Here is a 12,367-nt window from a genome sequence, read left to right as displayed (position 1 = left end):
CAAGGCTGTCAGCCCGCACTTTTTCCGCTGGCGGCTTGGTCGCCTTCTTCATCAAGTTCTTTCTCCAACCCCTCTAATAGCGGCGCTGGTGCCTTCTTGGGCTGCGGGCGCTTTGGGGGTGCATTAATCAATAATTTTCCGCCATCTTGGCGTTTGATTTGCCCAGACAAACCTAAAAGATTTTCGCGGTCGTACGTGTGGAGTTCATCAATATTGTTTAACAGTGCAGTGGCTAAGTGGATGCCATCTTGCGGCTTAACAATGGTTGGGTATGTCCTCAAGAGTCGGCGCGCAAGCACGCCCACGTCAAAATCAACTTGGACCCGTTGAACAAAATCCTGAAGGATATAGGCCTCGAATACAGTATCCTCGTCGGGTGCAAGGCCACTGGCAGTCGGGTGTCCGCAGGGGCGCTTATACACCTCAGCAAGGGTAAAGTATGACGTCCATATCTCAGCGCTCCCCGCCTTTGCCTCGTCAATAACGTAGGCGAGGTTTTCAAATCTGCCCGTTTCTTTCTGGATTAAAGAAATCCATGCGCAGGCGTCCCAGTAGTAGCGGGGCTTGTCAGCCAAGAGAACCGTCCCTAAACCGATCCAAGTATTCGACTACAGACAATCCGCCCGTAAACTCACGGTCTTGTATCTCATCGAGAGATACTTGGCGCTCGACTATTTTCGTAATGTCGCTAGAGAGAACGTAGTCTATTGCGCCGTCATCTTTGTATTTAATTCGCCCTCTAATCCGTACACGGCGGTGTTTCCACACATCGTCAAATGTAGTCTTGCCATCGAAGCTGCGCTCAAGTTCGGCACTCAATCTGCACCACACTTTCTCTTTGGTACGAGAGTCAATGATCTGCACTGCTGGCGCTTTCCGATGAGTTCCAACGTAGAAAAGAGTCCCCTCGATGGACCCTACTTCCTCTGTTGGGCGGACAAACTCGTAAAGGGCGTTTTCAGGTTGTCTAACAATCGTTTCAACTGCCTGACGTGCTACTTGAGGGGTAACTTTGATTATATCACCAGTCTCAAAGTCAATTTCAGTTACGCCTATGCCGTTTGTATTTCTTTCAAAAAACCGTTTGGCAATTTTGATGTCGAACAATGGATCAATGGGCAGACGATTAGAAACAATGTCACGAAGACTGTGTTCCAGCGCCTGTTTCTGAGATCTCGCCACAACTGTAACATCAACACCGGCATGAAGACTGACAGCCTCTCCTACGATGTAGAAGGGGCTATTGGTGCTTGCTTTGGACAACCGCCATTCGATTCCCGGCTCACCTTCTTTGGCAAGAAGCTGAAAAAAATCCAATACTTGCCGCATGGCGTCCAGAATCGTCAGGACGTCAGGATGCGCACCAGACGCGCGGACTGTTACTTTAACCCGTTCCGCCACCGTTCCTACTCTCTTGCGGTGCCGGGAACTGACGAGTCCCGGTAGGTTAACCGCTTCCCAACGATACCACGAAGTGCACGATCAGCGCGAGCCTCATCTCCGACCCCTAAAGCGGATCGGTTGCTGTACCTGAAGTCAAACTCTGCGAGATAGCGGTGAAGGTGCTGCTCGCTCACGTGGTGGAACGTACCCACAATCCCGCGTTTCAGGACGCTAAAGCAGCCTTCAACGGTGTTGCTGTGGACGTTACCGCGCACTTGTTCGTCGATGCCGTGGTCCACCATGCTGTGGGAAGCAAACTCTTTACCGACCTGATAGTAGCCGCCAGCCGTGTCTATCATGAAATGGGAGGCGCGGTGGGCGTGCTTGTTCAAGATCGGGCGGAGGGTCTTGCCGCTGATGGACGGAATGTGGTGAGAGCGCGCAGCGCCGCCACGCTCAACCAGCGTATGGACGATCTGCTTGCCCATGCCGCCGATCTGGGGCTTCTCAGCGCGCTTGACCTTGTGCTTGTTCTTTTCCTTGCCGCCAATGTAGGTGGTATCGGCTTCTAGGGTTTTGCCTTCGCCGCCAAGAGGGATGATGGAGCCGTTCGCCATCGCTTCGCGCAGGCGGTGTTCCATAAACCAGGCGGTTTTGTACGTAACGCCAAGGGTGCGGTGCAGTTGGTGGGCGCTGATGCCCTTCTTGCTAGAAGCCATCAGGTGAGCCGCCTGAAACCACAGATGCAGTTTGACGTGGCTGCGCTCAAAGACGGTGCCAACCGTCACGGTGAACTCGCGCTTGCAGGGGCCACAGCGGCGAAGCCCTGCACGGCCACCCTTCACCAGAGTGATCCGGTCGAAGCCGCCACAGCGGGGGCAATGCGGGCCTTCCGGCCACACGATTTCCTCAAGCCGAGCAATCGCTGCGGCTTCGTTATGGAAATGCGGGGCGGAAAAAATGGACATTAAACTAACTCCTTGGGTCCTTTTTAGGAGTCCGGGGCGTACTTGTCAAGTATATAATTCCCCTCCTCGGGGGGGGGGGGGGGGGGGGGGGAACACATTGCGATACCGTATGACCGTCCGCTGCGCTACAGCAACGCCGCCCCGCGAAGCGCCGTCAGGTGCTTCGACCCCGTCGCCAGGCAGGCGATCCGGAGCGCGCCGGCGAAGGACTGGACATGGGCCACCACGGCCTCCGTGCCCTGCATGGCGGCGGGCAGAAGTGACGCCGCCTGGGCCGTCAGATCGGCCCCCAGCCGGATGGCCTTGGCGGCGTCGAGGCCGTGGCGGATGCCGCCCGAGGCAATGAGGGGAACGTCCGGACAGGCCGCCCGCACTTCGGCAATGCACACCGGCGTCGGGATGCCCCAGTCGCGGAAGATCTCGCCGAAGTTCTGCTCCGGAGCGCCCGCCAGCCGCGCGCCTTCCACGGCGGCCCAGCTGGTGCCGCCCGCGCCTGCAACATCGATCGCCGCCACGCCGCAATCGACCAGGCGCCGCGCCACCGTGCCGGAGATGCCGCTGCCGACTTCCTTGGCGATGACCGGCACGCCGAGTGCCCGGCACAGCTTTCCGATCGCTGACTGAACACCCGACCAGTTGCGGTCACCGCCGGGCTGCACCGCCTCCTGCACCGAGTTCAGGTGCAGAATCAGCGCATCCGCCCCGAGCTGTTCGACCGCGCGGCGCGCCTCCCCGATCCCCATGCCGTTGACGAGCTGGATGGCGCCAAGATTGCCGTAGATCGGGATGGAGGGAGCGATGCGGCGCAGCTCCGGCCCCAGGCCGGAGCGGTCCGGCGTCGTCAGCGAAATGCGCTGCGAGCCCACGCCCATGGCAAAGCCCATCTGCTCGGCGGCTTCCGCGATGGCGCGGTTAATGCGGTCGGAAACCTCCGGCCCACCGGTCATGGACGAGGCGAGGAACGGCAGCCGCAGCGGGCGTCCGAGGAACGAGGTGGAGAGGTCGATTGCTTCGTAATCCACCTCCGGCAGCGCATCGTGCCGGAAGCGGATCGCGTCAAAGCCGGCGGGCCCGCTATGGCGTGCCGCACCGGAGAGCACGACGTCGATGTGGTCGCGCTTGCGGCGCTCGATCTCGCTCATGCGGTCATACGCCTGAGCCCGTCATGCGGGCCGGGAGGTCAGGGATGGGCCGCGAGATAGGCGATGACGTTGGCCACGTCCTCGGGCTTCTTCAGGCCAGCGAAGGCCATCTTGGTGCCGGGCACATAGGCCTTGGGATTGGGCAGGTAGGCGGTCAGGGTCGCCTCGTCCCAGACCACGCCTTCCTCACCCTTCTTGAGCATGGCGGCGGAATACTTGAAATCCGGCGCCGAGGCGGCCTTGCGGCCGACGACGCCCTTCAGCGTCGGGCCGATTTTGTTCACGCCCTTCTCGTTTTCGTGGCAGGCCTTGCACTGGGCGAAGACTTTCGCGCCGGCGGCGGCATCGCCCGCGGCATGGGCCGGAAGAGTGAGGGCCGGAGCGGCGAACAGCACGGCGGAGGCCAGTGCGGCGAAAACGGCTTTCTTGATCATCGGAATTTCCTTCAAGGGGGGTTGTCGGTCACTCGGTCGAAGGCACGCCGTCAGCATGTCTTGTGCAATAAAGTCTTAGAACCACATCGGCCAGATGCGCAAGCAGTCCCCCCACGAGGTAGATTGCGACAAAGAGCCATCCCGATTGCTGCAGCGCGGCGCGCAGCGCCAGCACCAGCGATGCCCCGGAAAGGCCATTCGCCACGAAGGACAACAGGAGGAACGTCCTCTGCTTCCGCCGGGAGTAGTAGTAGCCCGCGACGGCAATCTCGATGGCCAGGACCACCAGCATCACCGTCGCAACCTGGCCGCTTGCCACGAACTGTTCCATGGCGCGGTCACCCGAAAGGCCCGTTCATCTGAACGATGCGCAGGTTCAGGACGGAGGCGGCCGACACCCACAGCAGATAAGGCAACAGCAGGACTCCCGCCCAAGCCGAGACCGAACCGAGCACCAGGACGAGGCTCAGCACCGAACACCACAGCAGCACCACCTCGCGCAGCGCCCAGTCCGGCCGCCGCAGCTTGAAGAAGATGCCGCTCCACGCGATGTTGACCACGGCATTGATGGCGAGCGCCCAGAAAATCAGCGGCCGCGCGCCCGTTCCCGCCGCGGCCTGCCAGGCGAGCGCGGTGGCGATCACGGTCAAGACGAAGATCGTGGTCCACACCGGCCCGAAGGCCCAGTCCGGCGGCTTCCAGGAGGGCTTCTTCAGATTGCCGTACCAGGGGCCGGTCTCGGTCAGCACCGCGCCGGCGATGGCGACCACGATGGCGGCCACCGAGGCGATGCCCAGCGGCCAGAGGAAATCCGCCGGCCAGCTCATGTGGGGCGCGCGATGCCCAGAAGATGCGCCATGTCTTTAAGGAAAATCTTCACATGCGCCATGGGGCCTTTGCGGGAGAGCTTTTTCTCCGTGTAGGATTCCCAGGTCAGGCGCTGCACGTCCTTGTCCTCGCACATCTTGACGAAGCTTTCGCGGCGCTTGTCGCTCGAATACCAGAAATACTGCATGATGCCGAGAATGAAGAAGACGCGGCCATGCTCCTTCATGAAGCGCTTGCGCGCGGTGGCGAGCTGGCGCGCGTCACCCGTCTTCAGGAAGGCGATCGCCGCATCCGCCGCCAGCCTGCCGCCCAGCATGGCGTAATAGATGCCCTCGCCCGAAGAGGGCGCCACCACGCCCGCGGCATCGCCCGCCAGCACCACGTCGCGGCCATTGTCCCAGCGCTTCAGCGGCTTCATGGGAATGGGCGCGCCCTCGCGGCGGATGGTCTGGCCATCGAAGCCCATCTGCCGGCGCAGATCGGCAACAGCGCCTTTCAGCGAGAAGCCCTTGTGGGCGCTGCCGGTGCCAACGCTCATGGTCTTTCCATGCGGGAAGACCCAGGCATAGAAATCGGGCGACAGGCTGCCGCGGTAATAGACGTCGCAGCGGTCGGGCTCATATTCCGCGGAGCGCGTCCCGGGCTCCTCGATGATTTCGTGATAGGCGAAGACGTAAGGGATCTTGTGGGCGCCCGGCACCGTGTCCTTGCCGACGCGCGACAGCGCGCCATCCGCGCCAATCACGCAGCGGGCGCGCAGCTTGGCTTCCTTTCCGTCCTTGTCCTTGTAATGGACGGTGGCGGTGCCATAGCCATCGCGCGAGAAGCTTTCGTACGTGCCGGTGCGCCGCTCCGCCCCGGCCTCCGCGGCGCGTTCGCGCAGCCATTCGTCGAAGGGTCCGCGGTCCACCATGCCGACATAGGAATTGGTCACCGGCATGTCGACCTTGCGGTCCGAGGGGGAAATGATGCGGGCGGAGAAGATGCGCGCCACCAGCATCTCCGGCGGAATCTCGAAGTCGCGGATGCAGCGCGGCGGAATGGCCCCGCCGCAGGGCTTGATGCGCCCGGCCCGGTCGAGCAGCACCACCGACAGGCCCGCCTTCGCCGCGTCATGCGCGGCCGTGGCTCCGGAAGGGCCGCCGCCCACCACCACCAGGTCATACACCGTTTCCGCCAGCATGAGATCAACTCCCGCTTGCCTGGTGGCGCGCCGCGAGCACCAGGGGGTTTGCCGCCTGTCCGAATCCGTCCTTCGCCCCCACCGCCGCGGCCAGCGCCGCCGCGAAGATGAAGAAGCCCGCCTCCACCGCGAAGACCGTCGCATAGGCCATCACCGGCGAGCCGAACGCCAGGCGCGAGAGGTCGGCCAGCGCCGTTCCCGCGAAGCCGCCGATGCCGAAGGCAATGGCCTGCGCGGCGCCGAACAGCCCCATGCGCACGCCGCCGCGCGCGGCGCCCGAGTTCGCCATGCTGAACATCGAGCCGATGGCGGCGACCGCGAACACGCCGTTGCAGAAGCCCAGCGCGAGGACCGAGGGCCGCAGCGGCCAGCCCGGCCCAACCTTCGCCGCCATGACGAGGCCGATCAACGCCAGCGCCGAGCCGATGCAGCCGAGCACGGTCCAGCTCCTCAGCGTCATCAGCCGCGGCAGAAGCGTGGAGGCCGCGCCCACCAGCACCATGCCCAGCAGAACGCCCGCATTCTGCACGCCCGAAAGCTTTGTCGACTGGCCCGGCGTCAGCCCGAAGACGAGGCCGGCGAAGGGCTCGAGGATGAGGTCCTGCGCCGAATAGGCGAGCATCGACACGAAGATGAAGATGGCGAAGCGCCGCGCCGCGCGGTCCGCCCAGACTTCGGCGATGGCCCGGGCGAAGGGAACCTTGTCCGCCTGCGTCGCCGCGGCCACGCGGCCGGTCTCGAGCCCGCGCACCGCAACGAGCGTGAGCAGGAAGGACCCGGCGCAGACCGAGCCCGCCACCGCCATCAGCCGTTCGCTGGAGAAGGGATCGAGGAAGTGCCCCGCGAGCCCGGCGGTGAGGATGAAGCCCGCGATCATCATGATCCAGACGATGGTGGCCGCCGCGGCGCGCCGCCGCTCCTCCACCTGGGCAGCCAGCAGCACGAGGAGCGACGTGCCCGCCGCCCCCACGCCCGCCCCGATCAGCGTGAAGGAGAGGATGGCCGCCACCGTCCCCGCCATCATGTTCTGCCCCATGAGATGCACCGAGAGCGCCGCGCCGAAGCCGCCCAGCGCCAGCGCGCCCATGCCGGCGATAATCCACGGCGTGCGCCGCCCGCCCCTGTCGGAGCCATGCCCCCACGACGGCCTCAGCACCTGCAGCGCATAATGCCAGGTCACCAGCAGCCCGGGCACGATCGCCGGCAGGGCCAGCTCCACGATCATCACGCGGTTGATGGTCGAGGTCGTCAGCACCACGATGGCGCCCAGCGCCGCCTGCACCAGCCCGAAGCGCGCGATGCCCGCCCAGGACATCATGCGAGCGCCCTCAGCGCAAAGGCGCTCACCATCATGCCCGACACATAGAGCGTGACGCCGAGCCCCGAATACCACAGCGCCCGCTGAACGGGCTGTGCCAGGAAGCGCCTCATCATCACCAGCTGCACGGCGAGAAGGCCAAGCACCGCCGCCGCATGAAGGGGCTTGCCCCAGAAGAACAGCAGCCCGATCACCGCCAGCTGCGGCAGCGCCATCACCGCGCAGGCAGTGCGCGCCGCACCCTCAACGCCCAGCTGCACCGGCAGCGAGCGCACGCCCATCCTGGTGTCGCCTTCGATGGCCTTGAAGTCATTGAGCGTCATGATGCCGTGGGCACCCGCCGAATAGAGCAGCGCCAGCGTGACGATGGGCCAGCCCGGAACCCCCGCCAGCAGCACCGCCGCCCCGGTGAACCACGGCAGCCCCTCGTAACACAGGCCCACGGCGGCATTGCCCCACCAGCCATTCGCTTTCAGCCGGAAGGGCGGCGCGGAATAGGCCCAGGCCATGGCCATGCCGAACGAGGCCGCCCAGAACACGACAGGCCCCAGCGCCAGCGCCACCGCCAGCGACACCGCGGTCCAGATGATCGCGATATAAAGCCCCCAGCGCCCCGGAACGCGGCCAGACGGAATCGGCCGCCCCGGCTCGTTGATGGCGTCCACATGCCGGTCGAACCAGTCATTCACCGCCTGGCTGGCGCCGCAGACGAGCGGGCCGGACAGCGCCATGCCCGCCAGCACCAAACCCCAACGGTCGCCAAGCGAAACCCCGGACGACACCGCCCCGCAGGCAAAGGCCCACATGGGCGGAAACCACGTCACAGGCTTCAGCAACCGCACCACCGCCGCAGCCTGCGGCAGGGAGGGAGCAGTCCGGGTGGAAGCCAGGTTCGCCATGGGCGGGAAGGATATGGCTGACACATTAATGTGTCAACTATCTCTGACATTCGCTCCGCAGCCAACTACCGGTTCAGGCGGTCGAAGGCGGCTTTCCAGAATGACGCTTCGCGTGCCCGCGCCAGCGCGCCGGGCGACCACCGGGTTCTCAGCCCCTGCCGCGCAGCCAGCGGAATGCGCGACGACGTATGGCCCACGGCGTCCGAATGCGTGAGGTCCGCCAGCAAGTCGATTTCGCGTCTGCTCGGATCTAGAACCAGACGCTCAAACGGGAGGCTCCATGCGGTCGAACAGATCACCGCAGGATCAAATTCGCGGAGCAGAAACCGGTAATCATCGACAAACTTGCGAATGCCCGCCTGCACTTTCATGGCCCGCTCACGGTAAATCGCTTCCCCGGGCTGAAGCTCCTCCAGCACCGGTTCGACACCACCCTGCTCGTTAATGGCAAAGCCCAAGGTCGTGCCGTGATCGGCGGTGAGCGCGAATTCCAGCAGTTCCACGCCACCCGCAAATAAATACTGCTGGACGTGCGGTGGATTCCCAAAATCCACAAGCCAGCCTTGCATCTTCAAACCCCTGTCCCGGTCTATAGTTGCAGTGGAGTGCAGGCCAAGAAACAATCCTGTGAACTGTTCCTTGAAGTAGCGGCCGTCCAGGCTTTCACCGAGATATCTCTGAATGCTTCCGTTCCACCCAATATCGACAATCCCCGTCCTCTCGCCGGGAATGAAGTAACTCTCCAAATAAGGAGCGAATTTTTCACGCTTGTGCCGGGATGCCGTAAGAATAGATTGAAAAGACTCTGCCAGCAGCCTGCGCGCTGGATCTCGTCTTTCAGCTGTCACTTCATCTCCCGACTTGAGCCCATGCCGTTCCAGCAAGTGAGTAAGACCGGCGATGTCAAGTCCGACCGAAGCTATCACTTCATCAATCACGCGCTTTCCCCGGCCATCAAGTGGCCACCACCGATCAGTATCCCAGCTCTTAATGCCAGTGAGAAGCCCTGCCTGCCTCGAAAAGTGGATATAAGACGCCCCAACGTCACCGAGGCCAACCTCATGCCGCAACGATTGGAAGAGTTGAAATGGCAACCACCCGTCGCGGGCGACGAAGACCAGCTTCCCGAGCTTGGTCTCCCGCACTTTGGCCAGAAGCCACAACATGAAGCCAAATATGGCAGGACCGAAGCTCTGATAACCGATAGCCGCATAGGGTTCGTCCGGGAATGAACCTCGGGACTGTGGCTGCGACAAGAACTTAACGATGCTGCGGACAAGATATTCACTGCGCGGCGGGTTTGAAGGAAGCCACCGATTGTCCACTTCGGCCCATTGGGCATGCAGGGTTTCGATGCCGTGTGCCCTCGCCTTCGCAACATCGGCATGGGGGTTGTCGCCTACATGCAGCCAGCGGGCCCCCTTTGCCAGTTTCAGGCGGTCGCGCACCACGTCATATAATCCGCCGGCGTGCTTGCTCCGGCGCTCCTCACCGGAGACGAAGATGGGCACCGACTGCACGCCCTGGAAACCCAGATCCACCAGCAGCTGCCGCAGCCATTCTGACGGCAAGTACATGTCGGACAAGAAGGCCAGCTGCCGCGCCTGCGGCTTGAGTTCCTCGAATTTTACCATGCCTTCCGGGCTGTCAAAGAGGAACGTCCTTTCCATGCGCAGTTCGGTCTGCTGCAGCAGATTCCGCAATTCGGAACTGCAACCCGACAGCTCCTGATAACAGTCGTAGATTTCGTCGAACAGAACTTCGCCGTCATCGCCCATGCGCGCCACGCGCGCTTCACGTGCCTCGCGTTCCGCTTGAACCCGTTGCTGGCAGAAGGCCAAGAGCCGGTCGTGATTCAGAAGCGCAATCGGCTTCTGGAAAACCGAAAGGCGAACCGCTTCGAAGATATCGACGGGCGCCCCCACCCGGCGATGCACGAGCGTATCGAAGATGTCGAATGAGATGAGATCGAATATGGTCACTGGACGGATCGGCTTATTTCACCACCCGGTCCACCCAGTCCGCAAAGGGTTCGATTCCCTTCTGCACGCGGGGCGGCAAGCTGTCCCAGAGCGAGACCAGCATCCTTTTGATTGAAGAAGGGCGGTTCTCGTCGCCAATATGGCGCAGCTTCCAAAGCACGTCGCCGATTTCATTCTGGGTGTGCTCCTGAACTTCCATCGGAATCATCATGAGCATGAGATTACACCCATCTTGTCCGGCAGCAGCCCGAATTCGATCATTGCGGATTTTCTGACCGTATAGCCGGTGAAGATGAGCGCCTGCATGCACTGTGTTGCCAAGAGCCCCTTTGGCCGCTTCCCGGTGATGATAAAAGCTTAGGTATTCAGCATGAACCCAGATGTCATACTTGAGCAGGAACCGGGTGTGGAAGTCCCAATCGCCAAGTACAGGCAGGCTCTCGTCGAATAGTCCGGCGGCACGAGCCGACTCCAGTTCGAACATGAAAGCAATTGGCGGGAACTGATTTCTTACCAGCATCTTCTGAATGCTGAGAAAACCCTCTTCAAGTGAGTCTGAATGCGAAGACTTCCAAGGCTTCACTCGCTCGATAATGATCTCGTTGCTAACCACGTTTTCGAAGACTGCGTTGACGCGGCAGGCTATGCCCCTGATTGATGCGAATCTTTGCCGCTGTCGGGTGATTGCAGCGGTCATAGAAGACATGAATTCGGGCGCCCAGCTATCGTCATCATCGTGGATAACGGCATACTCGGTATTAAGGATGGCCAGCCCGGCGTTGGAGGCAGCTTCCATGCCCCGGGATTCGGCATGGTGAATGACGGTCACTCGTTCGTCATGCTGGAAGATCTGGCCGACAAGCCAATCGACAGGCGCCTCATCGCCACCGTCATTCACGATCACTAGTTGCCAGTTGGCGTGGCTTTGGCTCTTGACGCTCTCCAGTGCACGACGCAACAGAACGGCTCGATCCTTCGTACGCATCACCACGCCGACACTGAGGGCGGCCACGTCATTGTTCTTGCTTCGATCTGAAACGGGACTATTGGCGTGCCGGAGATCGGTCCGCAGGGCGCGTCTATCCAGGAAGATTTGGTTCACGGGCGTACGCGCCAATGGCACGTAGCCGCGGGACTTCATGAAGCCGGCAATCTGCCGGGCATTGTCGGCGATGAATTGCTCGGACGGTTCAGCCTGCACAATTAGCGGTCGCCAACGGTCCCAATCCACGTCCTTCAGCAATTCCAGATCGAGGCCTTCGACATCGACAGAGAGGAAGATCGGGGCCTGAACGGCAAAGCGTTGCTCCAGAAGCGCATTCATGCGGATCGCCGGAACGGTTTCGACTTTCTTCAATCCGACGGTTCCACCTGCCCAATTCTCCACGAACGAGCGGGAAAGAGACGTCAGCTCGCTGTTGTTAGAGACAAACAGCTCGGTCGTGTCGCCATCCTTGGGCACTACGGCGCTGTGAATGATTGTATCGCCTGGCCGAGCCGCCTTGAGGTCGTCGATCAGCGCGGGATTGGCTTCGACCAAGACGCCACGCATGCCAAGTTCTTCTCTCAGCAGATAGGTCGCGCTCGTGGCAATTGGATGATTCGCACCGATCTCCAGATAGCGCTCCCGCCAAAGCTCAAGCCCGCGCTCCTGTGCCAGGGATTGCAACAGGGCGACGACAATCACATCCTCGGCACATTGGGCAAAGTGGCGGACGAGCGGCACGTCGATGTCGGGCTTGGGCAGAGCGCTTGCGGCGATGGCTTCATACACGAAGTTATTCAGATGCGGCTTCGGCGACCGCTCTCGCCGCTCTCCGTCATCGTGAGGTGTACCGAGGTCCACCTCTTGATCTTGCTCGGCAGGCCCGCCTGCGCTGCTGTTTTCGTGGGACAAGGCCAAACTGTTCTCTGACGACACGAGATCCGCTGACATGAGAGTTCCGAAGATCATTCCTTTGAGAAAGGTTCTTAGCTCACAGGTTGCATTTCTCAAGTGAATTGACGGTTGGCAACAAGCCATGACATGCGAAAGCGCGAAAAACTGACGTGCTGATTTGACAGATCGCGGTGTCATTCGAATCAAGCGCCAGTTATGCAGATATGCAACCGCCTCCTGCAATCCTTTACACGCGCAACCGGAGTGCTCCGGCGGCGACATGAGTCTGTTGCATGGGACCGGGCATCCGCGGGGCTACGGCGGCAACGCTTTTGCAACGCTTTTGCAACG

At 61.8% G+C, this 12,367-nt stretch carries 12 protein-coding genes; all 12 read right to left on the bottom strand.

Annotation, left to right across the window (positions count from 1 at the left end):
- Positions 1-8: 8 nt before the first annotated feature.
- Positions 9-575: a PIN domain-containing protein gene (locus tag IOC82_RS01490; protein ID WP_290544404.1), complete on the bottom strand. Its 567-nt coding sequence runs from the start codon at positions 573-575 to the stop codon at positions 9-11.
- Entirely contained in the window at positions 568-1,401 is an 834-nt protein-coding gene (locus IOC82_RS01485) for a hypothetical protein (protein WP_290544403.1), read from the bottom strand. The genes IOC82_RS01490 and IOC82_RS01485 overlap by 8 nt, the downstream gene beginning before the upstream one ends.
- A gap of 5 nt (positions 1,402-1,406) precedes the next feature.
- The gene (locus IOC82_RS01480; RefSeq protein WP_290544402.1) at positions 1,407-2,351 is read right to left on the bottom strand and encodes an IS1595 family transposase; all 945 of its coding nucleotides are present in this window, start codon (positions 2,349-2,351) and stop codon (positions 1,407-1,409) included.
- A 125-nt stretch (positions 2,352-2,476) separates the two neighbouring features.
- Positions 2,477-3,493: a type 2 isopentenyl-diphosphate Delta-isomerase gene (fni, locus tag IOC82_RS01475; protein WP_290544401.1), complete on the bottom strand. Its 1,017-nt coding sequence runs from the start codon at positions 3,491-3,493 to the stop codon at positions 2,477-2,479.
- A 38-nt stretch (positions 3,494-3,531) separates the two neighbouring features.
- Positions 3,532-3,927, bottom strand: a complete 396-nt coding sequence (locus IOC82_RS01470) for a cytochrome c family protein (protein WP_290544400.1) — start codon at positions 3,925-3,927, stop codon at positions 3,532-3,534.
- A gap of 28 nt (positions 3,928-3,955) precedes the next feature.
- Positions 3,956-4,258 carry a hypothetical protein gene (locus tag IOC82_RS01465; protein WP_290544399.1) on the bottom strand — a complete coding sequence of 101 codons (303 nt, stop codon included), beginning with the start codon at positions 4,256-4,258 and terminating at the stop codon, positions 3,956-3,958.
- Positions 4,259-4,265: 7 nt separating this feature from the next.
- Positions 4,266-4,754: a TspO/MBR family protein gene (locus tag IOC82_RS01460; RefSeq protein WP_290544398.1), complete on the bottom strand. Its 489-nt coding sequence runs from the start codon at positions 4,752-4,754 to the stop codon at positions 4,266-4,268.
- Positions 4,751-5,938 (bottom strand): geranylgeranyl diphosphate reductase, encoded by a 1,188-nt coding sequence (locus IOC82_RS01455; protein ID WP_290544397.1) that lies wholly within the window; start codon positions 5,936-5,938, stop codon positions 4,751-4,753. Before IOC82_RS01455 ends, IOC82_RS01460 begins: the two co-directional genes overlap by 4 nt.
- Positions 5,939-5,942: 4 nt before the next feature.
- Positions 5,943-7,256, bottom strand: coding sequence for a BCD family MFS transporter (locus IOC82_RS01450; protein WP_290544396.1), 1,314 nt, complete (start codon positions 7,254-7,256; stop codon positions 5,943-5,945).
- Positions 7,253-8,155 (bottom strand): chlorophyll synthase ChlG, encoded by a 903-nt coding sequence (gene chlG / locus IOC82_RS01445; RefSeq protein ID WP_290544395.1) that lies wholly within the window; start codon positions 8,153-8,155, stop codon positions 7,253-7,255. The genes IOC82_RS01450 and chlG overlap by 4 nt, the downstream gene beginning before the upstream one ends.
- 65 nt (positions 8,156-8,220) lie before the next feature.
- Positions 8,221-10,137: a hypothetical protein gene (locus IOC82_RS01440; RefSeq protein ID WP_290544394.1), complete on the bottom strand. Its 1,917-nt coding sequence runs from the start codon at positions 10,135-10,137 to the stop codon at positions 8,221-8,223.
- Between the two features lie 13 nt (positions 10,138-10,150).
- A complete protein-coding gene (locus IOC82_RS01435; protein WP_290544393.1) occupies positions 10,151-12,073 on the bottom strand; it encodes a glycosyltransferase in 1,923 nt (640 codons plus the stop codon).
- Between the last annotated feature and the right edge of the window lie 294 nt (positions 12,074-12,367).

The organism is Aestuariivirga sp., from assembly GCF_020252395.1.
Lineage (GTDB): Bacteria > Pseudomonadota > Alphaproteobacteria > Rhizobiales > Aestuariivirgaceae > Aestuariivirga.
The sequence above is the reverse complement of the archived record's forward strand: the minus strand, read 5'-3'. Positions and strand labels throughout refer to the sequence as shown.